18 protein-coding genes are annotated in these 26,346 nt (G+C 41.4%); 8 read left to right on the top strand and 10 right to left on the bottom strand.

From position 1 onward, the window contains the following. The gene (locus ABIM45_02305) at positions 1-624 is read right to left on the bottom strand and encodes a hypothetical protein (protein MEO0238743.1); all 624 of its coding nucleotides are present in this window, start codon (positions 622-624) and stop codon (positions 1-3) included. A gap of 12 nt (positions 625-636) precedes the next feature. Beyond that, positions 637-1,713, bottom strand: coding sequence for a DUF6754 domain-containing protein (locus tag ABIM45_02310; GenBank protein ID MEO0238744.1), 1,077 nt, complete (start codon positions 1,711-1,713; stop codon positions 637-639). Between the two features lie 643 nt (positions 1,714-2,356). Between ABIM45_02310 and nuoE the strand changes: the two genes are divergently transcribed. The 8 genes from nuoE to ABIM45_02350 all read left to right on the top strand — a co-directional run bounded on the left by nuoE (position 2,357) and on the right by ABIM45_02350 (position 12,781). Further along, positions 2,357-2,821: an NADH-quinone oxidoreductase subunit NuoE gene (nuoE, locus tag ABIM45_02315; GenBank protein MEO0238745.1), complete on the top strand. Its 465-nt coding sequence runs from the start codon at positions 2,357-2,359 to the stop codon at positions 2,819-2,821. Further along, complete coding sequence (gene nuoF, locus ABIM45_02320) at positions 2,814-4,634, top strand: NADH-quinone oxidoreductase subunit NuoF (protein ID MEO0238746.1); 1,821 nt, start codon at positions 2,814-2,816, stop codon at positions 4,632-4,634. The genes nuoE and nuoF overlap by 8 nt, the downstream gene beginning before the upstream one ends. Beyond that, positions 4,621-7,545, top strand: coding sequence for an NAD(P)-binding protein (locus ABIM45_02325; GenBank protein ID MEO0238747.1), 2,925 nt, complete (start codon positions 4,621-4,623; stop codon positions 7,543-7,545). Before nuoF ends, ABIM45_02325 begins: the two co-directional genes overlap by 14 nt. A 17-nt stretch (positions 7,546-7,562) precedes the next feature. Further along, the gene (gene gdhA, locus ABIM45_02330; GenBank protein ID MEO0238748.1) at positions 7,563-8,921 is read left to right on the top strand and encodes an NADP-specific glutamate dehydrogenase; all 1,359 of its coding nucleotides are present in this window, start codon (positions 7,563-7,565) and stop codon (positions 8,919-8,921) included. An 89-nt stretch (positions 8,922-9,010) separates the two neighbouring features. After that, entirely contained in the window at positions 9,011-9,763 is a 753-nt protein-coding gene (locus ABIM45_02335; GenBank protein MEO0238749.1) for a Nif3-like dinuclear metal center hexameric protein, read from the top strand. A gap of 158 nt (positions 9,764-9,921) precedes the next feature. Then, on the top strand, positions 9,922-10,866 hold the full coding sequence (locus tag ABIM45_02340; protein ID MEO0238750.1) for a sugar ABC transporter permease: 945 nt from the start codon (positions 9,922-9,924) through the stop codon (positions 10,864-10,866). Continuing rightward, a complete protein-coding gene (locus ABIM45_02345) occupies positions 10,856-11,686 on the top strand; it encodes a carbohydrate ABC transporter permease (protein MEO0238751.1) in 831 nt (276 codons plus the stop codon). The genes ABIM45_02340 and ABIM45_02345 overlap by 11 nt, the downstream gene beginning before the upstream one ends. Before the next feature lie 3 nt (positions 11,687-11,689). After that, positions 11,690-12,781, top strand: a complete 1,092-nt coding sequence (locus ABIM45_02350) for an RNA ligase (GenBank protein ID MEO0238752.1) — start codon at positions 11,690-11,692, stop codon at positions 12,779-12,781. Here the strand turns inward: ABIM45_02350 and ABIM45_02355 are convergent. From ABIM45_02355 to ABIM45_02390, 8 genes are all read right to left on the bottom strand, one after another. Next, positions 12,756-13,340 carry an RNA ligase partner protein gene (locus ABIM45_02355; protein MEO0238753.1) on the bottom strand — a complete coding sequence of 195 codons (585 nt, stop codon included), beginning with the start codon at positions 13,338-13,340 and terminating at the stop codon, positions 12,756-12,758. The genes ABIM45_02350 and ABIM45_02355 overlap by 26 nt on opposite strands. A 20-nt stretch (positions 13,341-13,360) precedes the next feature. Continuing rightward, a complete protein-coding gene (gene sppA / locus ABIM45_02360; GenBank protein ID MEO0238754.1) occupies positions 13,361-15,526 on the bottom strand; it encodes a signal peptide peptidase SppA in 2,166 nt (721 codons plus the stop codon). 636 nt (positions 15,527-16,162) lie between these two features. Then, positions 16,163-18,055 (bottom strand): T9SS type A sorting domain-containing protein, encoded by a 1,893-nt coding sequence (locus ABIM45_02365; GenBank protein ID MEO0238755.1) that lies wholly within the window; start codon positions 18,053-18,055, stop codon positions 16,163-16,165. A gap of 161 nt (positions 18,056-18,216) precedes the next feature. Next, positions 18,217-19,557 (bottom strand): hypothetical protein, encoded by a 1,341-nt coding sequence (locus ABIM45_02370; protein MEO0238756.1) that lies wholly within the window; start codon positions 19,555-19,557, stop codon positions 18,217-18,219. Positions 19,558-19,560: 3 nt separating this feature from the next. Continuing rightward, the gene (locus tag ABIM45_02375) at positions 19,561-21,402 is read right to left on the bottom strand and encodes a hypothetical protein (protein ID MEO0238757.1); all 1,842 of its coding nucleotides are present in this window, start codon (positions 21,400-21,402) and stop codon (positions 19,561-19,563) included. Beyond that, entirely contained in the window at positions 21,399-22,331 is a 933-nt protein-coding gene (locus tag ABIM45_02380) for an NHL repeat-containing protein (protein MEO0238758.1), read from the bottom strand. The genes ABIM45_02375 and ABIM45_02380 overlap by 4 nt, the downstream gene beginning before the upstream one ends. Continuing rightward, complete coding sequence (locus tag ABIM45_02385) at positions 22,331-23,296, bottom strand: PorV/PorQ family protein (protein MEO0238759.1); 966 nt, start codon at positions 23,294-23,296, stop codon at positions 22,331-22,333. The genes ABIM45_02380 and ABIM45_02385 overlap by 1 nt, the downstream gene beginning before the upstream one ends. Continuing rightward, complete coding sequence (locus ABIM45_02390; GenBank protein MEO0238760.1) at positions 23,290-25,956, bottom strand: TonB-dependent receptor; 2,667 nt, start codon at positions 25,954-25,956, stop codon at positions 23,290-23,292. The genes ABIM45_02385 and ABIM45_02390 overlap by 7 nt, the downstream gene beginning before the upstream one ends. Positions 25,957-26,346 lie beyond the last annotated feature (390 nt).

Here is a 26,346-nt window from a genome sequence, read left to right on the forward strand (position 1 = left end):
TCAACCTCCTACCCAGTTTCTTTCAATTCCAAGGATTATTTTGATGGAAGTTGCTACCACTCCAAGTCCAACGCCAATCATAATACCCCTCTTAGAAGCCAAATTGGGGACAGCCATAATCCATTCAACTATTTCATTCATCTTTGGAACATAGTTACCTATGGTAGTTGTTCCGAAGATTATTATAAAAGCAGTAATCATAAGGACCGTCGCTTCAACTCCCCTAATCCTGAATGCCCTATATGCCGCAGAGGACATGTAGAAGGCGAGCAAGGAAAAGGTCGTTGCCTGCAAAGGCACCATCATGTTATTATACATTTTCTGGAAGAGGGAATCGGAACCTGTACCGCCAATAAAGCCGATTAACACCATTGCTGCAAAAGATAGAATGGCTACCAAACTGTAGGGGGCGTAATTCTTGTCTTTGAGTCTTCTCGAATGGAACCTTAAAAAGCTAACTATAGCCATTATGTAAGCCATTGAAGCTATTGCTCGGTCCCACATAAGTGAGTTGTCATATATAGTCTGAGATATCGGGTGCGGTACGAAATACTGTAAGGTCATAATAATACCTATTATGAAAACAAGGGCCAAAGGTATTTTCTTTTCTAATAAAGGTCTCATCTCATAACCTCCTTAGAACAAACCTAAGGTGATATTCACTTTAAAAAGGCTTAATATACTTAGCAAAACCATGACGACAACCAGAAGTAACTTAGCGAGGTCCTGGGCTTTAATAGTACCTGTGAGAAGAGGTTCCCTTGATAAATATGCGCTTGCTGCGTAAAGCTCCTCACCGATTAGTGTATAGTCACAGGTAACGACAAAGAATGGCAACTGAGCAACCGAATCCGTACCTGCAACCTGAATAGCCCCCGTTGAGGCGCCAGTTTCGGATAGAATTAGGGATTCCGCATAGTAATATCCCATAAAGAAGTTAGTAGCACTTTGCTCCCTTACCATCCTTGCAGCAACATGGGCTGCGTAACCAAACTGGCTATCAGTGGCAAAATAAACATCATCAGGATTAAATAAGTCTGGCCTGCCAATCGTTGTGTATGCTTCCTTCACTATTTCTCTCGCTATGGTGTAAACGACGGGGTCGTAACATGGTACGACTATTCTTGTCTCAAATTGACCTGCCCTCTTCGTCACATGCGAGAGAATATTGAGGGCTGCAATGGTAGCAATATCTGAAATGCCCGTCAATCCGTTTACATAAATTATAGGCCTACCCATTTCCGTGGCACGTCCAATTGCCTCATTCACAGCCTCTAATCCCGCTATTGGTCGTAGATAAAGCGGTTTGTTTGCCCTTGCCTGTGCAATGTAATAAATCATAATAATTGTAAATAGCATCATTGCTATAAATAGCGGGAGTTTGTCCTTGTCAAACCACTTTGCGGTAGGCCTGGTATATTCACTCCACTCACTTTCAAAGATGAGATTCCCATTGGAATAAGCAAGGATCTTATACCGGTAATCCTTTTTGTGGCTGAGGCTATTATCTGTATACGCCTTTAGAAATGGTAAAATATCTAAAGTATCAATCTTTCCATCGCTACATTTTCTCACAAGATTTAGAGTAGTAATTTGAGGTCGAATTGTATCAGGTATATCCAGTACTATAGTGAGTTTTTTACCTGTTCCATCAGGGCTAAAGACCCTTGGTGGTGACAGGAATAGCATAAAAAGGATAGTTTTTAAAAGCATTGCCACCTCCTTCGCATATTAGGATTAATTTTAAACTAAAAACCTTCTACTGCAAAATACAAATTATGCAAACTTGCAGGGATTAGAAGTTTCTTGTGATTTTAGTACTTCTTCAAAATTAAGTCTACTTGAAAGATCATCTATTGTAGTTCTGATGCCCATTCGAGGCTCCTTTTCTTGTTGTAAGCCCTGTCAAGCTCGCTTTGCAACATGATTATCGCTTGTGTTAATTTTACTATCTTTATGTTATCCCTCAAACTCTCAATTCTCCTTTTTACTTCTTTACATAAGCTTTCAACTCTTAACTCCACCCGTTTAACGGCGTTTCTATCTCATATCCACTTTACCTTTCTCTCCGTTTATTTTGTGTTTCTCGCTACCTTCATTTGCTATGACTACATTGCGTTCCTCCTTGTTTGAAGAATAAAAAATGCAGTATGGTCGCCGTTTTATTACTTTGTTATTTTTGAAGAAACAATCCAATTTCGATTAGATTAATTTTGAGGAACGCTGTTTTTTTTGACTGTTTTAATAACCGAAGGTATAATTTTAACAATGCAATTTCTGATATACTTAGTTCAAAAATGTTCAGCAAAAATGCAAACTAATACAACCACAGAGGTAAAAACACAGGAGAGGTATTATGGAGGATAAACTAAATTTTATTAGAACCAGCGAAAAAAGTCCGAGCTCACTGATTCCACTCCTCCAAAAAACTCAGGAAACATTTGGATACTTGCCAAAAGAGGCTCTGGAGGAAATTTCGCGTCATCTTGAAATTCCCCTTACAAGGGTATTAGGAGTGGCAACTTTCTACGCTCAATTCCGCTTTGAACCCTTAGGTAAGTATGTTATCAAAATCTGTCACGGAACAGCATGTCATGTGAATGGTGCTGAAAATATTGCACAAGCGCTTCGTGAGGAGACAGGCATCGATGAAGGACAAACAACTCCTGATGGACTTATAACGATCGAAAGAGTCGCGTGTTTGGGATGTTGCAGTTTGGCTCCGGTTATTATGATTAACGATAAAGTTTATGGTAAGCTTAACGGCGAAGCTGTCAGAAAGTTAATTAGAAAATTAAAGAAAGGAGAGCTTAATGATTAAGGCAATTGCTGTTGGTATGAATTCATGTGGAATTGCTGCAGGGGCAAAGGAAACATTTAATGCCCTTCAGAGGTTTTTAAAAGAGAAAAATATCAATATTCCTCTGAAGGTAACAGGGTGCGTTGGAATGTGCTATAGAGAACCTTTGGTCGATATTATATACGAAGATACTATCATTACTTACGGGAATTTGACTCAAGAAAAAGTTGAAAAACTGATTGATTCTCATATTATAAACAATGTACCCATTCAAGAATGGATAGTCAAAACCGATAAAATCAATGGTACAAAAATCCTTGAAACTTGGGATGTTGATGGTTTCTTTGCTATGCAAAAGAAAATTGTTCTTGAAAATTCAGGATACATAGACCCTGAAAATATTGATGAGTATATTGCAAGGGATGGGTATGAAGCATTGAGAATCGCCCTAAAGCATAAACCTGAAGAGATAATAGAAATCATTGAAAAATCAGGGCTTCGTGGCCGTGGAGGCGCGGGGTTTCCAACGGGTTTAAAATGGAAATTTACCCGAGAAGCACCAGGAGAAAAGAAATACGTAGTATGTAATGCTGATGAGGGCGATCCTGGTGCTTTTATGGACAGAAACGTTTTAGAGGGAGACCCACACAGAGTTTTAGAAGGAATGATCATTGGGGCCTATGCAATTGGTGCCAGTGAAGGATACATTTACGTGCGTGCTGAATATCCGCTTGCAATTAAGAGACTTAAAATAGCAATTGCTCAGGCAAGAGAAAAAGGGTTCCTTGGTGAAAATATTTTGGGAAGTAATTTCTCATTCGATATAAAAATAAAAGAAGGTGCTGGCGCCTTTGTTTGTGGAGAGGAAACAGCTTTAATAGCCTCTATTGAAGGAAAACGGGGAATGCCAAGGCCAAGACCACCATTCCCTGCTCAGAAGGGACTCTTTGGCAAACCGACAAACATAAACAATGTTGAAACGTGGGCAAATGTTCCTTGGATAATAAGACATGGACCAGAGGCTTTCGCTTCAATTGGAACTGAAAAGAGCAAGGGAACTAAAGTTTTTGCTTTGGCTGGGAAAATCTCCAGGGGCGGTAATGTAGAGGTCCCCATGGGACTCTCTTTACGCGATATCCTGGTAAAGATCGGTGGAGGGACGAAAACAGGAAAACCAATCAAAGCAGTCCAACTCGGCGGGCCTTCAGGTGGTTGTATTCCCGAACAAATGCTTGATATTCCAGTCGATTACGAGTCTATAAACAAAACGGGAGCGATCATGGGTTCAGGTGGGATGGTGGTGATGGATGCTGACACATGTATGGTTGATGTTGCTAAATTCTTTCTGGATTTTACAGTCAAAGAGTCGTGTGGGAAATGTACCTTCTGCAGGCTTGGAACAATGAGAATGTGGGAAATTCTTGATAAGATTTCAAAGGGAAATGGTGTTTTAGAAGACCTTGAAAATCTTGAAAAATTGGCATACGAAGTGAAAGCTGGTTCCCTCTGTGGCCTGGGTCAAACTGCTCCGAATCCCGTACTCACAACCCTTAGATACTTTAAGCACGAGTATATAGAACACGTGGTTGATAAAAAGTGTCGTGCTAAGGTATGTAAGCCTTTAATTGCTTATCGAATAATTACCGACAAATGCACCGGTTGTACAGCCTGTGCAAGATATTGCCCTGTTAAAGCAATCACAGGGGAGGTTAGAAAACCCCATTACATAAACCAGGATATTTGTATCAAGTGTGGTACTTGTTATGAAGTGTGCAGGTTCAACGCAATAGAGATTGTAGATGCTTTCCAGGGAGTGAAAAATGAGCAAAATTAAACTTAACAATAAAGAAGTTGAAGTTAAATCCAAAAACATACTCCAGTTTCTAAGGGAAAACAATCAGCACATACCTGGTATGTGCTATGACTTTGAGCTTGATCCCTACGGTTCATGCCGCCTTTGTTTAGTGGAAGCAAATGGAAGGATATCCACTGCTTGTACATTAACCCCTCAACCAAATCTCGAAATAAACACATTGACTGAAAAAATCATATCAATGCGTAAAACTGCTTTAGAACTTATGCTTTCGGACCACTACGGCGATTGCATTGGTCCTTGTCAAAAGGGATGTCCCGCCCACAGTGATATCCAGGGGTATCTTGCTCTCATAAATATGGGTAAATATCATGAGGCAGTAAAATTGATGAAAGAAAAATACATTTTACCAGCGACTCTTGGCAGAGTGTGTCCAGCTTTCTGTGAAAATGAATGCCGCAGGAATCTTGTAGACGGTGCAGTTGCAATTAGACAAGCAAAGAAGTTTGCTGCAGATTACGATTTAGAACACGGACCCTGGATGCCTGAAATTCCACCTTCCACAGGGAAAAAGATCGCAGTTATTGGAGGTGGTCCTGCGGGTCTTTCAGCCGCTTACTATCTAAGAACAATGGGGCACGATGTAACCATTTACGAGGCTATGCCTAAACTGGGTGGAATGACTCGATATGGTATACCAAAATACAGATTACCAAAGGATATTCTTGATAAAGACATAGATACCGTTATAGGAACTGGAATAAAAGTAGAAACAGGCAAAAAGCTGGGAAAAGATTTCCGTATTGAAGACCTTACCAAGCAATATGATGCAGTTTTTCTGGGTATTGGAGCTTGGAAATCAAGGAAAATGGGTGTGGAAGGTGAAGAGCTTCCCGGAGTTATTCACGGAATAGAATTTTTGAGAAAAGTAAACAGCGATGAGCCGGTTGAAATTGGCAAGAGGGTGGTTGTGGTTGGCGGTGGAAACACGGCTATGGATGTGGCAAGAACATGTATTAGAATGGGTTGCGATGTGACCGTAGTGTACCGAAGATCAAGGGACGAGATGCCAGCTAACAAAATCGAGTTTGAAGAAGCTATTGAGGAAGGAGTGAAATTTGAATTTCTTACTAACCCGGTGAAGGTGATTGGTAATGATAAGGTTGAAAAGGTGGAGCTAATTAGAATGCAACTTGGCGCACCTGACGCAAGCGGAAGGAGAGCTCCAGAGCCAATACCGGGTTCTGAATTTACGATAGATTGCGACAACATTATTCTTGCCATAGGTCAGTACGCAGATGAAAACCTTCTGAAAGAAAATGGCTTAGAGGTGAAGAAAGGCGCAATCGTTGTTGATCCAGTAACATTAATGACTAATATTAAAGGTGTTTTCGCAGGCGGAGACCTTGTTTTAGGTCCATCAACCGTTATAGAATCTATAGCTCAAGGAAGAATTGCAGCGCTGATGATTGACCAATATCTCAAGGGAAATCTGGAAAAATTGAGGGAGGCGCTAATAGCTCCCGATCAAAACTTGGTCGACATTGTTGAAAATGAAGAAATCAAAAAGGTGTTCTTTGATCTGAAGCCTTATAATCATTGGAAAGCGGTCACTCCTGAAGACTACAAAGATGTAAATCGTATTCCAAGAGTACAAACTCCATATAGACCAGCCGAAGAGCGTAGAAAGGATTTCAATGAAGTGGAATTACCTTTAAGCGAAGAGGAAATTAAGCGGGAAACTGAAAGATGTATGTCTTGCGGTTGTTCGGAGGTCTTCAGATGCAAATTAAGGGAATATGCGACCATATACAATGCAAAACAAACGAAGTTCCAAGGTAAGTTGAACAAGTTTGAAATTGACAAATCTCACAAAAATGTTCTGCTTGATAACAATAAGTGCGTTCTGTGTGGTAGATGTGTCAATTTGACTCAAGATCTCACAGGAGAGGGGATCGTCGATTATTTCTACAGGGGATTTTCTACGAGGATTTCCGTTCCCTTTGATAAGAAACTTGCAGATATGGATGGCCTCTATTTTGGAGATCTGGTAGATGTATGCCCAACCGGAGGTTTTCAGGATAAACTTAACTTCTCTAAACCAGGACCGTGGAAAACAAAACCGGTCGCTTCTGTGTGCAACGGATGCGGTTTAGGATGCGAAATCAACATCGAAGTGTACGAAAATATGGTTGTTAGGGCATCATCAAAACTACCTTCCTGGAATAACGGCCACATATGTGATTTTGGAAGATATGCAAAACCATGGGCCGATAGAGTAGAGAAAATTATAAATAAGATAGAAAACAGCGCAATGAGTCTTAAAGAATTGAAAGACCTCATTCTCAAAAATTACAGCGATTTAGCGATTGTGATTACTGGAGATGTGACCCTTGAAGAAGCTGAAAAATTGAGAGAATTGGCCCACACCAGGGGAATTAAATTCGGCGTTCTTGTTGACAAAGGAATTTCAACAGCATCATTACAAGAATTGCTCAACGCAAAAAAAATAAAGTTAACATGCGATGTAAACAAGTATCCCTACCTTAAAGTGTTACTATTCCAGCTAAGGAAATATAGAAATGCTGCAATTGTCGATTCAGACGAAGACCTCTTAATAACCGAGGCACCAGCTAATGAATCAAGGGTTCCTACAATTGTTCTTCATAATAAATATAACGAAACTGGCCTTTTAAAATCTGGGTTCGACGAGGATTTACCTCAAGCTTCCTTATATATTGTGTTTGGGAACTTACATAAAAAACTGGGTGGAATGACAGTTGTTTTTGGAAAGAGCGAATATGCAGACATTGAGGTCCCCTATTTTTCCGTTGCTGGCAAAGAGGGGACCATTATCAATGATTTAGGTATTACCATTAAGATTAACAAAGCAGTGTATGAGGAAGGATACAAAATAGAAGAGATAATCTAGTTGAAAGGAGGTCAAAAATGTCTCAAATAGATGATGTCATAGCAAAAATAAAGGAGAAGGATAAAGATCAGCCTGAATTTATACAGGCTGTAACGGAAGTGCTCTCCACCCTCAGACCTGTAGAGGAGAAGCACCCAGAGTTTGTAAAAGCGAAGATCTTCGAAAGAATTGTGGAACCTGATAGAATAATTCAATTCCGTGTAGTCTGGGAAGATGACAACCACAACATTCACGTTAACAGGGGCTACAGAGTACAATTCAATAACGCCATAGGTCCATACAAGGGTGGCTTGAGATTCCATCCCTCCGTTAACCTTGGGATAATCAAGTTCCTCGGCTTTGAGCAGATCTTCAAGAATGCCCTTACTACACTCCCAATGGGTGGTGGAAAAGGCGGTTCGGACTTCGATCCTAAGGGCAAGTCAGATGCAGAAGTAATGAGATTTTGCTATGCCTTTATGAGTGAACTTTATAGACACATTGGTCCCGACACAGATGTTCCGGCTGGTGACATCGGCGTCGGTGCAAGGGAAATTGGCTACATGTATGGATTCTACAAGAAGATTATAAATGAGCATACAGGCGTCTTGACGGGTAAAGGGCTTGAATATGGTGGAAGCTTAATAAGGCCAGAGGCCACCGGTTACGGATTAACCTACTTTACCCTTGAAATGCTTGCGACTAAGGGCATGGATCTCCAAGGGAAGATCGTTGCCATAAGTGGTTCTGGTAATGTTGCCCAGTATGCTTGTGAAAGAGTAACCCAGTTTGGTGGAAAGGTTATAACCCTTTCTGACTCCGATGGCACCATCGTAGATATGGAAGGAATTGATGCCAATAAGCTCGCCTATGTTATGGAGCTCAAGAACGTAAGAAGAGGAAGAATTAAAGAATACGCTGAAAAATATCCAAAGGCCAAATATTACGAAAAGAAGTCAGTATGGGATGTCATAAGAGACGAAGGTATCAAAGTAGATATTGCCCTGCCTTGCGCGACTCAAAATGAGATTTACGAGGACCACGCTATAGCCCTTGTCAAGAATGGTGTTATCGCCGTTGCAGAAGGTGCCAACATGCCATCTACTCTTGAAGCTATTAAAGTATTCCAGGAACACGGAATTCTCTACGGGCCGGCTAAGGCTGCCAATGCAGGCGGCGTTGCAACCTCAGGACTCGAAATGACACAAAACAGCATTAGACTCCAGTGGACAAGAGAAGAAGTCGATGCTAAGCTCCAGGAAATCATGAAGAGAATACATCAGAGCTGTCTCGATGCTGCTGCCGCCTACGGCAGACCAGGTGACTATCTCACGGGTGCCAACATTGCTGGATTTGTTAAAGTGGCCAAGGCTATGCTTGCCTATGGTGCACTGTAATAAATCCAAAGGTTAAGAACCCTCGCAGGGCCCCGCAAGGGGCCCTGTTTTTTATGAGAAAAAACCTTTGCTTAATTTCGGGGGGCAAAATGAGAGCAAGAGAAATCGCTGAATACCTTGATAGTATCTTAAGAACCAAGGAAATTCAAGATGCATCGCTAAACGGTTTAATTCTCGAAAATTCCAATCACATAAGAAGAATTGGCCTTGCGGTGGATTTCAATCTTCCAGCCATCAGAAAAGCAGTTGAAGAAAAGGTTGATATGGTTCTCTTCCATCACGGACCATTTTGGGGCACTCCTCTACCCTTTGTAGGAGCATTGTATGAAAGATTCAAACTTCTCTTTCAGCACGACATTGCAGTCTATGTTTCACATCTCCCCCTTGATATGCATCCTGAATTCGGAAACAACGCCTATGCAATGAAATTGCTGGGTATTGAAGACCATAAGGAATTCGGAGACTACCATGGGATAAAAATAGGAAGGGAATTTCAACTTAAGGAGCCTTTAAAATTCAAAGATTTCATTTCGCTTTTAGAGTCCAAAATCGGAAAGGTCCTCCTTTACTGGGATTTTGGAAATAAAGAGATTGTAAGGGGCGCCTTCGTCTCGGGCGATGCGGTATCAGTTCTACCAGAAGCAATAGAAAAGGGTCTTGACGTTTTAGTCGTTGGTGAGCCAAGGCATTATGCCTACTCCATTGCTATAGATAACCATATCAATGTAGTTTTCCTTGGCCACTATCAATCGGAAACTCTTGGACTTATTGCCTTAGCTGAACATCTCAAAGAAAAATTCTCCTTAGACTACGTGTTTTTACCAGCTCCAACGGGCTTGTAGGAACTGCACAAGGATTTTAAAATTTCCTCCTGTTTGGTAATGGTGCCAATCTCTCAATTTGTTTTGCAGATATTCTCGAGATTTCTTCCCATGTTGTTACAAATTCCAACGACACTTAAATGTTTGATTTTTTGCAGATTTCAAGGTAAAATTTAACAATGCCAAACGAACGAAGGGAGATTATTTATGGTCTTCTTTTCCTGCTTCCTGCCCTTGTAATCCTTTTTATTTTTAAGGTTCTGCCTATCCTCTTTGCCTTTAACATCTCTTTCCACGAATGGGGAATCGCAGGGGATAAGGGGTTTGTTGGCCTCCAGAACTACAAGTTTTTACTCCGGGATAGGTACTTTTGGCAAGCTTTGTGGAACACCGTCTTATATACCATATTTTCCGTTCCCCTTAGCATTGTACTTGCCCTCTTTATCGCCTATCTCCTTAACCAAAATATAAAAGGCGTTGGACTCTTCCGAACGGTATTCTTCTTACCAGTTATTACATCTTTGGTCGCTGTTTCTGTGGTGTGGAAATGGTTATACAATCCCCAGAGGGGCCTTTTTAACGCTATCCTTGCCTTCTTAAAACTTCCAACCCTAAAATGGCTTGAAGAACCACGAGGGATCTTTGAACTTTTAACGGGAAAAGACTTGCCTTATCTTCTTGAAGGGCCTTCCCTGGCTTTATTCTCTCTCGTTATTTTAAGCGTATGGAAATCCCTTGGTTACAATATAGTGATTTTTATCGCGGGTCTCAAAAATATTTCGGAAACTTATTATGAAGCTGCAAGGATTGATGGGGCGAATAGATGGCAGATAATAAAGCACGTGATGTTGCCCCTTCTCTCTCCCACGACCTTTTATGTGTTTATAATGACTACCATTTCTTCTTTTCAGGTGTTTGCCCCTGTGTGGATGATGACGGGGCCTCCAACGGGAGGTCCTCTTGGTACAACATCAGTAGTGGTTTACTACCTTTATAGAAAGGGATATGAAGAGTACCAGGTTGGATACGGTTCTGCAATTGCCTTCGTTTTCTTCGTAATTATACTTTTAATAACTCTCTTCCAGCGTAAAGTGAGCGAAAAGAGGGTCTATTATGAAGTTTAGAAGTGTCATAATCTGGAAAATCATTGTCTATTCAATCCTCATTGCCCTTGCTATACTTTCTATATTGCCATTTTATTGGATGCTAACAACCTCCTTTAAGACGCCTGCGGAATCCATTGCCGTTCCTCCTACATGGATTCCAAAAACCTTCACCCTCTTAGGCTATAAAACCGTCCTTACTAAAATTCACTTTCTCAGGTACATGTATATCTCCCTTATCACCTCTATTCTCACCATCCTTGGCTCTCTTATAACGGCGCTTCTTGCCGCCTATGCCTTTTCCTGGATTCAGTTTAAGGGTAGAGATACTATTTTTATGGGCTTCTTATCTCTAATGATGGTGCCGATGCCGGTTTACATTATACCGCTCTTTCTCATAGTACAGAGACTTGGCTGGCTCGATACCCTGCAGGTTATGATAGTCCCCTGGACAGTAAGTATCTTTAGCATTTTCTTACTCAGGCAGAATATGCGCTCCATTCCCAAGGATTTATACGATGCAGCGGTCATTGATGGGTGCGGTAGACTGAGATTTCTGTTTCAAATAATTGTTCCTCTTATTAAACCTGCTATAACCACGATGGTCATCTTCGAGTTCATTTCCAGCTGGAACACCTTTATGTGGCCCCTTATGGTTATAAACAAAGACAATCTGAGACCCATTCAGGTTGGGCTTGCATACTTTGCCCAGGGCGAATCCACAAACTACCCTGCCCTTATGGCAGCTTCAACCCTTTCCATTCTGCCTCTTGTGATTTTATTCTTCATTGCCCAAAAACAGATAATCGAAAGTTATGCCAGAAGCGGTCTAAAAGAATAGCTCATGCAAGAAGCGGTCAAGCAAGCCCTTGACTTGAAAAAGGCCGTCTACGAAACCTATCGAGATATTCAATATATTCGTTTCGTTGATGACTCGAAAATCTTTAAGCGGGGCACTATAGTAATTGGGGACACAATTATTCCTCCTTACCCTAAAATTGGGCGTCTTTTTGTTTTAGAAGAAGGTCTTAAGCGTTTTTTCAAAGAGCCCTTCTACATAGAGGAAAAGGCCGATGGTTACAATATAAGGGTAATATATTACAAAGAGAGGCCTCTTGCCATTACCCGAGGAGGCTTCATCTGTCCCTTTAGTACTGACAGACTTAAAGATTTTTATGACTTCAATGAATTTTTTAGAAAATACCCAGAACTTGTCCTCTGTGGAGAAATCGTAGGCCCCAATAACCCTTATATGGAATTGCATCCACCCTACATCACCTTTGACGTTGCCTTTAGGCTATTTGACATCTATGATTTGAAAGAAAATAGGTTTTTACTACCTGAAGAGCGTTATAAAATTGCTGATACCTTTCAGATACCACAGGTTACCAGGTACGGACTTTACACAACCGGGGATATTGAAAGGATCAAGGAACTTATATTAAAACTCAACGCTGAAGAGATTGAGGGAGTTGTAATCAAGTCCGCCCAAAGGCATTTAAGATATTTCAAGTACGCCACCCCCATTATCAACATTAAGGACATTGAAGCCGATGTAGATTTACTCCTTGAACTCCCCGGTGAATTTTTTATTCAAAGAATCATAAGGTTTGCCCTCTCATCCCTTGAACTTGGTTACGATGGAAAAGAAATGGCTAATAGATTGGGTGAAATTTTCATTGAAAACTTCAAGAAGATTGTACAGGAATTTAAAGAGTCAGGTAAAATATCGCGCCAATACGTGCTCTATTTCAATGAAGAGGAAAACATTGAGGAATTTTTGAAACTGGAAAACAGGGCCTCGGACTTGATTAAAGTAAAACTCATTGGAGTCGAAAGGGAACAAAACAAATACAAAGTTACCATCGAGAAAACCTTCCTTAAAGCAACCTCACGGCTTTACAGGCTTATCAGAGGTTATCCTCTTTACGATTAGAGAGAAGTACTGAAATTAACGCCTTTGGGTTGATATATCTTACTCCGAGCTTTTCTGCCCACTTTCTTACACCCTCATCGGCAGAGACAATGGCAGCACCAAGTTCCATAGCGAGAAGAATCAAATCTACATCCTCCGTTGAATCTATAATGCCACTTCTTAGTGCCTCACGATACTTGTTCCTTAAACGATTGATGATCTTTTCCTTACTCTGTTTCTCGGCAACCTGAACCGCTTCTTCAGCAACCCTTAAACCCTTATTAATTCGGTTTCTGACCTCTTCAATTAGCTCATAAAGGAGGAATCCGGGGACCTCAATATTGAACCTTTTAGGGGATTTCAATTTTATAGTCAGGTCCGCTTCAGGGGGTATACTATCTTCTCCCAGAATGAGATTCAACTCCTCAAACACCGAAGGAGGCATATAAAATTCAAATTCATTCTTAAAGCTCTTTGCGAGTTCTAAAAAATTCCTGAAGGCATCCTTTGCGCTTTTACCAAAGAGGCTGTAAACATCAGGATTTGTAAATACACTGGTGTCAATAACGATTTTTTCCATAGTAAAATTTTACTTCCTTTCTATCTTACAATCAAAGGTTTTGTAAACTCAATGTAAGATGGTCCCTCTAACAGCATATCCAAAACCGTTGTTTGAGGCATCAGATTAGCAAAGGGCAAGGAAGGCTTGCGAGTCGGGTAATAGATAACTTTAACGTCCTCACATTTTATAAGAACTTTAGAAAGTTTTATCGCATCCAAAATTCCACCATTCTCATCAACAATTCCAATCCTTTTTGCATCTCTTCCACTCCATATCCTACCCCTTCCAATTTTGTCAACGCTATCCGGATCAAGCCCCCTACCCTCCTGGATTCTCTTCAGGAATTTCTGGTATGCCCATTGGATTTCTCTATTCATTATCTCTTCACCCTCAGGTCCGAGCTCTTCATAGGATGAAAAAGATAGGGCATATTTTCCAATTTTAACGGAATATAAATTTATTCCCAATTTGTTAAAGAGCCCCGTGGTCACAAATTTACCATTGAGAACGCCTATTGAACCCGTTAATGTCGTTTTAGAAGCAAGTACCTTTGTTCCTGCTGAGGAGATGTAATATCCTCCCGATGCAGCAACAGAGCCCATTGTTACTATCACAGGTTTCTTTTTGGACACCTTTCTTATTGCATTCCACATAATATCGGAAGCGAGGGCAGAACCGCCGGGTGAATTTACCCTGAGAATTACGGCTTTTACTCTCCTGTCTTTTTCGAGCTTCGAAAAGGTTTTTTCAATTGTCGAAGAGCCGAGGTTTCTTCCGCCGATAAAAGGAAGTGGGAGTGGATTGTCACTACTCTCCCCCTCCACTATGCTCCCATCTGCCACTACATAGGCAACTTTATACTTTGGTTCATACCAGGCTGTTCTCACGGGTTGCCAAGGATTTCTTAATCCTCGTACAATTTGAACCTTTTTTCCAAATTCTTTCCTTATAATGTCCTGAATATCGCTTTCAAAAATTAACGAATCAACATACTTCTTCTCTTTAGCCTTATCTGCGTTAATTACAGCGTATTCAAAAATGGAATCAATCTCCGGGATGGCTTCCTTTGCATAGTCGTAGATTGTATTAAGATAAGCCATAAGCTGCTCTCTGTTATAAGAACTCATTGTGTCCATAATAAAGGGTTCCGCCGCCGACTTGTATTCACCAATTCTCTGGAACTCCGGCTTGATACCGAGCCTTTCTAAAGCGGTCTTGAAATACATACTAACTGTGCCCAAACCGGGTATAAAAATGTCGCCCGAAGGGTTTAGAAAGACCTTATCTCCAGCTCTTGCAAGAAGATATGAACCTAAGAAATAGTTTTCGGAGTAGGTATAAACTTTAATTCCATTTTGCCTGAGTTTCGAAATGACATTCCTGAGTTCTTCGATCTGATTAATAGAAAGGGCAACATTGTCTAAAATTAGGAAAAGACCCTTTACCGATTTATCTGAAGAAAGGGAATCAAGGGCAGTAACTAAATCAAAAAAGGACATTTTTCTTCTCATTGCGAAGGAACCCTCCGCCCTCATTTCATCATATTCCCCGCTCAGACGAACAATATGGACTTTTGGCATCTTCATGAGAGAAGGGTAAGGGTTGGCAGATATTATGGCACCATAAGTGGTTTTATTATCTTCCCGCGATCCAGAGAACACGAGGTTTCCAAGGCTTATTTCAACTCCAAAAGAAGGTTTTCCATCTTTAACAGTTGTTGCATATAAATTAATTCCGCTCACCGGCTCAAGCTCAATCCCGCCTTCGAAATGCTTGCCATTTGTAACATCAACATAGACCTTGACATATTCCTTGAAGGGTTTTATAGCAAGGCCAAATCTATTATTTTTATAGTTATTGTATGTATAGCCACAGGACAGAAAATCCGCGGGTCTTAAAAGTATTCCACCGTAATAACCGTATCCAGAGTCTTTTGCATATTTTAAGCCCAATCCTAAGTATACATTCTCCGCAAGTTTGATGCCGTCAGCCACATAATAGGAATTCGAACCTTTATCCCAGGAAAAACCAAGGGTTCCTGAATAGAGGTTTAAACGGTAATTATCTTTATTGCCAAAATAAGATAACTCAAAGCCCTGAGAGAAAGCAAGGCCCGCCGGATTAACTGTAGTTGCGAGACTCCGCTCAGAGAGAGCCACAGAATTTAAATTGAAAAAAGATGAAAGAATTAGAAAAAATAACATAAAAACCTCCCTTTTTAAAGCAGTAAAATTATAGGGTTTGAAAGGGGAAAGGAAAAGGCAAGTGGGCCAGCAAATAGATGGGGCAGGGAGAAGTTCAAAATCAGGGGGTGTTTGGAGTTTAAAGGAAAAAATTTATGGGAGCCCAGTAAAGTTAAGTTACTCTTAGTGGATGAGCTATCATGAAACTAATAACTGTATAATTGCAAGTTAGATTGCCATAGATTTATTGGCAATTTAGTAATGCAGGCCAAGGCATCTTTTGAAACCTTATGATTCAAATTTAAGAAAAACATCTTTCAAAACTAATGGTTTCAAAAGGTTAAAATTAAATTAGAGCCACTTCGTCGTGCATCGACTATGGCTGGCACTTACAACTTCTTGTGAAGCTTTCGGATAGAAGATCTGCTTTCACCTTGCATCGGCAGTAGCTGGTCTAACCGGTTTTAAAATTTTAAAAGTCCGCAAACACAGCCGCAATGTTTATATAAATCCCAAAATTTTGCCTTAAAAGGCTTCTTTAAAATTGTCGGTGAATTGGCTCTTTCTGATATTACAAGGGGATTTAAAAAAACTCTTTCAAAAATTTGCGCGCGCCCCGAAGGGGCGCGCGCAAATTGAAAACAAAAGCCACACTCCTTACTTTACTATCACTACCTTCTGAGTAGCCACCTTACCATCCGCATTGACAACTAAGAAGTAGGCACCAGGTCTCACATTGGATACATCAACCTTCACGCTCTTTCCAAACCCTTTGCCTTCATAAAGCGTTATCACCTTTCTACCTTCGACATTGTAAAGTTCAGCCCTTACCATGTTCGCATTTGTCGGTATACTAAGCTCTAAGCTTGATTTTGCAATCGAGTTTTTCAATGTCACTAAGCCAGTCTCTCTAACACTGGAAGGTACAATATCTGCATCAGTTCTCGGATAGAGGGTCCCTCTGTACCTTAAAATACCTACGAGCATATCAATCTGCTGATGAACTTCAGTGGGCCTCCAGGTATATCCAATCGCCTGATCCCCCTCGACCGTTAAGACAAAGGTATCTGGCTCAACATAAGTATATACTCTCCAATCGCCACCAGTACCAACATCATACACAAACACCGGTGGTTGAACAGCCACCAATACGTGTTCCCATTGTTCAGAAACGGCACCCGCTTCGTTTCTAAGATCCGGTAAAGGAACCACTACTGGATTTACAGTATGCCCACTACTTACAACCCTATAATACCTTATGTTGATAAGTTCTGTTATTGCATTGGCACCGTATTCAGCAACATCACCTGCAATTATCACCGAATCCCCTTCTTGCATCGCATTTACAGGGATGAAATTGGGGCTATCAAATCCGTGAATACCCGTCCAGGGTCCTTCACCCTGCTGCACAAAGAAGATTGGATAAAGGAATTTGTCCTTCCAGCCCGTGATTATACCTGTGATCGTCACAGTTCTTCCCATCCAGTTACTCCTGAAACCATTGGCAGAATCATTCGGCATAGTATCAGACTCAATTAAAGTTATCGGGGTAAAGCCACCGTAGAAATAGGCTGTATCGGTAACTTGTTGTCCGTAGGTGTCTGTTAGGTTCTGTCCAAAGAATCTATATTTAAGTGCATCAACCATGTTGTCAGTTGTCAAGGTCACATAATGGCTATCACTGGTTGATACCTCCGCTGAAATCACATTGAGAGGGGTTGAAGTTGCACTATCCTGCAAAATATACTTTGTTGGATCTTGAGCAGTAGAAGGTCTCATTGGGGTCTTGAACTTGATCAATACCTTGTTTCTATCGATGGAGTAAATGTCAGCGACACCAGGGAGTAAGAATTCATAATCGTCAATAGACCTTGGCCTCAGCATGTAATAGGTTATACCACCAAGTGTTCTGGTTTCTACAATCCCTTGAATGTTCATCGCATCGCCAACGGTAGGAGTGTATGAGTAATTGTTCCTTACAATAACATAACCAGTGCCATCAGAGATCTCAAATTCGTTATTGGTTCCAAGCCCAGTTCTCGTTACGTAGGCATTTTCAATTCTCACAAGAACACCTTCGTAGGCCTCAGCGGAGTCGACAGGGAAAGCAGAAGTGGATGTTGTATCAAGATGGGCACAGGTAATGAGTGCTGGTGCAGGTGGTGTATGTCCTGTATCAACAATCTGAAAATCGCTTATACTGTTAACTTGAATTTCCGTATTACCATAATACTCTAATACACCGCCTGTGAAAACCACACTGTCACCTACGTTTATTGGGGGCAAAGTTCCAGCAGAGGCTGGGAAGTAAACCATTATACCACGCCAAGGGCCTCCTGGATTCATTTCGACGAAGATGTTACGAGTGCCTGTAACCCCCGTCTTAGCAACAACAATACCCCTTAGGGTAACGGTCTGATATACCCAAAGGGAAGCCTGGGTGTTTGGATCCCTCTCGTACTGGATCGCATATATGGTGGTATCCACCGCCTGGGCGCTCAGCATTGTGAAGCCCAGGAGGAGTACTGTTACTATACTTTTGACCCTCATAAACACCTCCTGTTTTTATGTTTTGAATCTTTGACTTGTAAAAATTGTAAAGTTAAAATTTCAAACATGTGTTAAGAATATGTCAGGCCCCGTTTACAAATCCTCTGCTGCTTAAAATGATCGTCTGTTTGGCGCAATTTAAATTCAATAGCCATATCCAGTTACTTAGTATATCCCAGTTCCTCGCTGATCATCTTGTGCAGGATAGTGAAGGCGTTTCCGCGGCCATTCAAAGCATGAAGTTGAATGGAAGAGAAGATTACCTTCGGATTAGAGGAAGGATAGGCAATGATCACGGGTGGATTACCAGGCCAACGAGAAGGCACCGTTGGAAGCACATAAAGAACCTTTGAATTTTGATCTGCTAAAAATCCATCAAACCTTGAAATTATGGGAGATCCACAACTAAGGGTATCGTAGCCCACTGCCATGGGGTAAAGTTTTTCATTTCTTAAAAGAAGCTTATTCCATGCCAGCACCGTATCGACACCCAAGTAATTTCTTGCAAAGGGAGAAGGAGTAAAGGCAGGGTTTAAAAGTACATCGAGGATTTGGGGGCTGATAAGCACCAGTTTGTTTCCATTGTCAATGTATCGTGTAAAGGAAGGTAAAGCAGGAGAGAAATGCTCAGTCTGATCGGCAGTATACCAGATTATAAGCCTAAATCCCATTCCATTGATCATATAGTCTACATCCAAGGAAGAGTATGGCAACCCATTCTCCACCATGAAAACCGTATAATTCCCAGGATAATAGCCATCAAGAAAGGCAGTGTAAAATTGATCCGCCTGTGTCACATTTGCATCGTCGATCAACAAAATATCACCAACTTTCGGCTTCACATACCAGTTATGAGATACCGTATCAGAGAGGGCGTAGGACTCGTCCACCGCCCACAAATATATCGTTCTCTGACCTTCGGGAATGTCAGTCAAGAACACTGAGGCACTGTCTTTACTTACAAAATGCATCACGGTATCGGGCTCATAGTCAAGTCTATAAAGGAAACCAATGACGGTCCAATCGCCGTCAACATCGGTAGCGCCAAAGTAAAAGGTGGCGACGGGCAAAGTGGTATCGGGTGGAAGTTTTTCCGTAATGAAAAAGGCAACAGGAGGAGTGTTCCTCACAGGTATTGTAACCTTTGCGGGTGTAGGGTCCTTTGCACCTTCATTATCTACTGCCCATACCTCAAAGGTATGTGTCGCAAAGGTGTCACCGCTGGGCACATTAAATGTAAAGGTTTCACTGGTTTTCGTAGTGAAAGTGGTATCCTTTCCATCAATGGCATAGTAGAACCCCACCACTTCACCATCGGGGTCATTACCCATCCAGTAAAGTGTAACCTTCGCAGGCACTGTATCAACGGTATCCACGTGGGCTATGAAACAATAGGTTTCAGGTGGTAGATTTCCGACGGGGCTTTCAATGGGCTTCTTAATACAGGATGATACAAGAAGCCCAAAAGTTAGAGCAATACTTAGAATAAAAAGCCTCTTCATAACTCACCTCACAATGGTAAACTTTGCAATCTTCACATTACCCGTGTCTTCGTCTTTGACAACGAGGTAATATAGCCCTGTGGCAACTGGTTGATTTTTATCGGAGAGCAAATCCCAGGTTTCTTCACCGTAATCACTATCGTGACTTATAGTTTTTACCACATCCCCTGCAACATTCATAATGTAGATAGTGCATTTCTTGGGTAAATTGTAAAACCTTATAATCTTCTCATTCCCCTTTTCCCATACCGAGCTTAATCGGTAAGGGTTAGGATAGACGCCTACAGGAGACTCAGAAGTTGCAGGTGTACCAGGGATTACCTTTACCATATTTAGCAATTTAGAACTTTCAAGACTGGGTAAGCCGAGTAAAGTATCACCTACATCGTAGGATGTAACTGCATAGTAATAGGTAAAACCATTTTTAACCCCTGTATCTTCAAACTTATACCAGCCTTTGAATAGACCCTCTGTCTCTACCTGTGGCAGTCCTGTATTGAAACCTATGGAATGATCCACATCCCTGATGGAATCATCTGGCGTCTTATCAAATTCTGCAACCAACTTCCAGGATGTATCTTCAATGTTGTAAGTCGTTCCCCTGTAAATTCTATATCCTTCGAAGTCCCTCAAATGGGGAGGGAAGGGATCCCGGGAAAACTCTGGTATATTGTCAAAATAGAGGGTAACTTTTCTGTTGTCGGGTACTGCCACAAGATTTGGAGACGGGGGTGGAGCAGGCAAAATAAAATTGGCTTCGAAGGCCTTTTGAGCCCAGGAAGCGTTTTCATACAAAGATTGCAAGTCCATCCCACCTATGAAAGCCATTACAAATACAATGGAATCGCCAATATTTACATGGGGTATAGGACCGACAGAAAGTAGTGGAATTGGATCTGGGTAACCCCTCGTATAAACATAGTTATCGTCCACATCGGGGTCTCTTTCGCCATTGGACATAATTTTATATCTAATTGTGTCCGGAACTGTTCCTCTCATATCCCTCCAGGTCCACCAGTTATAACTTACTCTCATCGTGTCAAAATCTACCCGTACACTATCCCAGTACATACCGAGAAACTTAAAGGCGCCATAGCCCGTTGCCAGATTATCGTATCCATCATTTCTTTCATAAACAAGATAGTTTTGAGGATCGTAAAACAGCCTTTTATGTTGGAAATAAGGGGTTGTTCCAAAATCGTCACCCCAGAAGTCCCTCGATCCTGAGGCAAGTTCTCCATAAAATCCTATGTACACGCTATCCCAGTCACCTGCGTAGCCGTCGTTGTATAGAACAAACTTCACTATCACCACATCGTCGATATAAGGATAGCTCCAAACCAGTACCGTTTGGGAAACTCTTAAACCCAGGGGGATATGTTCCGGTGGAAAGGTGGTGAAGTCTCTGTAATCCGTATAAGAGCAGTAAAAATCCTGCTCCGAAATGGCATCGGGGGAATAGTAAGGCGATGTTATAATACTTGACTTTTCAATAATCGTGTCGGAAATGGAGGGTGACGGAAGGAACTCAAACCCCTGGGTTGAACCTGGTGTAACGCTGGTCTCATCCACCGCTCCTGTTGTTACCGTTTTACCCAGTGGTGTCTTTGCACCTACCCAAAGTCCCCCCTTGTAAAGTCTTTCTATTTTGCTGAATTTTGGATATTCCATTGAAGGATAGGGTTGCCCTGTGGAGGGATCGATGTACCGCGAAAAGCTCGTACCAAAGAGGCCAAAATTCGTAACATTCAGTCGCATATTACCGATGGATGTATATTTAAAGGAGACGATTTTGCTACTCAAAAGGCCAAAAGTCAACAATAAGCCAAATAATGTCCTCTTCATTTTCCACCTCCTGGATTTTGGGGAAGCTCAGGTTTTTTCATCTTCAATACCTTGTTTGAAAAAGCAACATAAAGATAGGCTCCATCCTTTGATGTAGCGAGGCTCACCGGCGCTACCGAAAATCCTTCCTGCGTCACGAATTCCCCTGTTTGCCTAAACTTCTGCACTCTATTGTTTCCGTAATCCAGAACATAAATATTACCAAGGGTATCTGACCAAACATCCGTTGGTGTATTGAAAACTCCAGCCGTATCACCACCTTCGTGGGTTGTACCACCTAAGTGAACTATATTCACCCTTGGAGTTGTTATGGAGAGTGCCTCAACCCAGTTGTTTCCTGTGCTGGCCACTATAACAGCTCCCATCTTTTCGTTAACAAATAACCCATGAGGGTTATTAACACTCAAAATTCCGCTTCCATAAGAGGCAATAAGTTCAACAAAGTTTCCGAGGGAATCGAGTTTTACAACTTTATGAAGTTCCGGCTCTGTGATGTAAAGGTATTTGCGGCTATCCACATCTATCCCATAGGGCTTCAAAGTATCGGCAAAATTTATAACTCGCAAAAGGTTTTTATCTCTGTCAAAAACATAGATCATACAAGAATCTGTGATATAAAGATTTCTGCTAACATCCTGAGCCACACTTTTTGCATTCACAAAATCTGAATAAAAGGTATCAACAAGGTCTCCGTTAAAGTTTAATTTTAAAAGTGCGTGTGCTTCAAGAACATAGATGTAACCATCCTTTCCCACGATGATGTCCCTTATCCCATTAAAGGTCTGGTTATCCCAGGAGGTGTTCCTCACTTCGATGTAATCCTCTTCGTAAGGTAATGAACCTGGATTTTCTGGTGGTAGGGGATATTTATACCCACAACTCAAGCCCAAAATAAAGACAATAAACGCACCAAATTTTAAGTATCTCATCAGAAATTCACCCCCATTTGCGCCTTGTGAACAATCCCTGCAAACCCCATAGAGGTGGCCGCATAGTCAATGTGAATATCCTTTTTAAATCCAATGCTCTTTGTGAGTCCAATTCCGGCTGTGAATCCAGAATATTCTCCAGGCAAATTGGCATTCAATCTGTAGCCAAACCTCAAAGCCAAAACCTCACCGATAATGTATTCAACGCCTGCCCTGAAGATTTCAACATTGTCAGTACTCTTTTCAAGCTGTGCCGAAATATAAAAGGTACTAAAGGGGCTTCCATAAAATCCAAGACGATATATCACGGGTAATGAAAAGGTAGAAGGCGTCTCCGCTGGATTTGGACTTTTAACAATAGGGTCAGGCCCTATATTGGAGATGGAAATACCGAGGCTAAGGTCTCGATAACCTATGAGGTAAAAAGTACCAACGTCCAGTGCAACGGTATACTGGGTATAGTCGTCAAGAACTTCATTTAAGTATTTGACGGTAATCCCAAAGGCAAATCTATCGATCAACTTCCTTGAAAGGGAAATTCCTACATAGGAACTCGATACTCTGTAATAGGTACCGAGGCCAAAGGGATGATACTCATCAGTCCTCTGTATGTACCCAGAGTGAAGATTCCCGAGCATAATACCCGCCCTTGTGAATTTCCCAAATTCATAAACTGCTCCACCGAAAGTATAGTAAGCATCTGCAATCCACCGTTGAGAGAATAAAGCAGTACTCTTTCCCGATGGAATAAAGGAAATCGCTGATGGATTCCAGTACATGCAGGTAGCATCACTGGCAATGGCAACCCCTGTTTCTCCCAGGGCTCCTTGCTTTGCCCCCACTGGAATCTTAAGAAATGCCATCGTGGTTGTACCTATCTTTTGCCCTCCTAAGAATTCGAAAATAGTGAGGGCTTTTAGTGATCCACTTGCTAATAGAAGTAGGACAAGAATTCTTTTTACCATCTTATCAACACCCCCACAAAAATCTCCCTTGGTTCGCCATATCTTGCTGGATTCAACATGCTTTCAGGAGTGGTTCTTGGAGGAAGGGGGTCGCCAGGTTCATACGCCCTGCCAGTCACAGGATTTATTATTCTATGATCTCGCCAGTTGAAAACGTTCCGGATCTCTGACTTAAATCGGAAATCTACTTTTCCAGTCTTGAAAAGACCTTTTTCAAATTTTATATCTGCCCTCTTCCACATAGGCCCGAGTTTTGAGTTTATCTCACCTGTATTTCCAAGGGTATCCTGAGGCGTGTACCTTACGCCGGATTGAAGAGACAAACCAGCAGAAATGAGCAGATCATCTATTTTTAACTTAGAGATCCTTAAATATTCTCCCTTTCTCAATGAATAAGCGATATCCCCATAAAATTTAACGGGCCTATCCCACTTCAAATACCATTCTTTTAGCGTTTCTACGCCACCACTCCAGTACCAATCTTCAGAGGAAGAGGACCTACCCTTACTTTGAGAAAGGGTAAGAGATAGAGAGCCATAGATGTGATAAGGGGTATAATAACTCAAGTCTGCTTCGAGCCCCACCGAGCGTGAATAGTCGGAGTTAAAGTACATCCAGAAGGATGGATTGGGAGGTATACCAGGGACTTTTCTCGCAGTAGGATAATTGAACACATCCTTGTAGTAAGCGGTAACCTTTAGTTTACTTTTCTGATGTAAAAGTTGTTCAACACCAATTTCATAGGCAACGGTAACCGTAGGTCTCAAGTTGGGATTTCCCACAAGTTCGTAAGAGGATGAAGCCCTCACCCCCAGTTTAGAATAGACATACTTCAGATCGGGTAGCTGAGAAAAATGGCCATAAGAGGCAAAAAACTTTGTATTCTCAGTAATTGGATATGCGAAACCAAGACGAGGGCTTACATGGAACTTTACAATCCTTCCCCGGATTGAAGCGTTATCGTTCAAATATTTTGTATATTCGGATTTAATCGCTGGAGGTAAATCAGGTTCTTGTAGGATTCTTTTGACTGCATCGTCAACATACTTACCAGGTACCCAGAAGTCTCCACGAATTCCAAGGTTTGCTATCATCCCTGCAAAGGTTATTTCCGTCTGGGCGTAAGCACCACCATCAAAGGAGTAAATCTTATAAAGGTCGTAGTTGAGGCCAAGCCCATTTTGTGTGCCATACCAGGGATAATGGATGTCAAGCCACTGCAATTCATTTCTATTAGCTATAAAGCCGGTTTTGATCTTCCAGATCTTAGAGAAGATCCGAGTAAAATCGAATTTCGCTGTCCAGGTTTCTACATAATGGTCATGCCAGTAAGGTGCATCCCCGTAATCCCAGAACAAATCCTGAGGTATAGTATCAACGGTTTCCACGTATTGTGACCAATGTTTACCATTCACATCTGCTCTTAGATTCGTAAAAAACCTCGAAATTTTAAGGTCGTAAAAGCTTTTAAGGGAAAGGGCATGATTTATAGAAATGGCCTGCTGAATAGCATCTCTTGTAAAGGTTAGATAATTCTGAAGGTTATAGATATAACGATAAGGAAATCCATTGGCAAAGGGATAGTCGGAAGAAGATAGGTAATAACCCTGATTGATTTCTAAGGATTTGTTTACCATAAAATAAACGCGGAAATTGTTCGTGACCTTCCAGGAAATTCTTGAAAGAAGTGAATAGTCGTTTTCTTCCCGTGGTGAAAGCTTCCAGGTTTTATAAATCGATGTGTACAGGCTATCCGCATGGGGCAAATGGGTATCTTCAAGGTCAGAGTGAAAACTCACATAGTAAGTGATATTACCGGGAATATTAACTTTCAAGAAATTTTTGAGGGCAAAAGAGAGAGGCTCTGGACCGCTCAAACTAACATTAAGCACATCTTTATTTTGGTGGTTCTTAATCCTCAATAGGTCATTATACTGTCCAAAGTTGTCCCTTACATAATCAACGGTTCCAGTGAACCGTGATGAGCCTTCCCTTAAGCTCAGATTCACTACCCCTGACATCGCCTGACCGTATTCGGCGTTAAACCCACCAGTCAAGGCTTCAAGCTCTTCAATAGCAGAACTTGGAATATAAAGGCCAAAAGCACTGCCAGAGAGAACATCTTTGATAGGAAGTCCGTCAATTAAGACCATAACTTCGTTCGAGCGTCCACCCCTTACATGAATATCGGTACCCTGTCCTTGAAAACCCGCCTGTTTTTCAAGGATTCCCTTTACATCTTCTGAGGGTATAATATCTAACCTCTCCTTCCTCACTACAGTCTTTGATGACGAGACTTCCTTTTCAATTGCAGGCTTCTCACCGACAGCGACGATCTCCTCAACTTTAAAAACTTCTTCCTGCAAATAGAAATTGACCTCCCTCGTTTCATTACCGCGAATAGTAACTTTTATCGTTTGCGGCTTATATCCCACCATTGAAGCGACAAGAAGATATTCTCCAGGGGGAACCTTTGGTATAATGTAGTTTCCCTCGAGATCACAGGATGTACCAATCTTAGTCCCTTGAATTAGAACATTGGCAAGGGGGAGGCCCTTTCCTGTTACCGCATCATAAACCCTCCCCACAATTTTCCCTTGCGCGTAAAGGAAATTCAGGAAAATCGTGGTTATAATAAGGTAACGTAAAGTTTTGTACATCAGCCCTCCTTTTAAGCATTTAATATTAATACAATGACCGTATGCGGTCAAATTGAATTGAAGTTTTTAGTTCGAACAAGATAGTCGCATCGTGCATAAAAGTCACTATTCAAAAATACATGTAACACTATATTGGGTAGTAATCCCCCAATGGCATCAGGGCTGCTGACCTGGCAAGTCCAGCTGGTGAACGGCCTCCTTTAGCATCGAGAGCATAAAAGGTTCAGCGTGCCGTTTTCCAATTTCCTTATTTCAAAGAGACTATAGAATTTCAAGCAAACTGTTCTGAGAACGCCGTTTCGTTGATTTTATTTTTCGCCTCTGTTATAGTATTATAAATCATCAAAAAACAATGAGATCTTATTCAAATGTTAAATCGGACATCGCCCA

It is taken from the genome of candidate division WOR-3 bacterium (genome assembly GCA_039803545.1).
Classification (GTDB): domain Bacteria; phylum Hydrothermota; class Hydrothermia; order UBA1063; family UBA1063; genus UBA1063.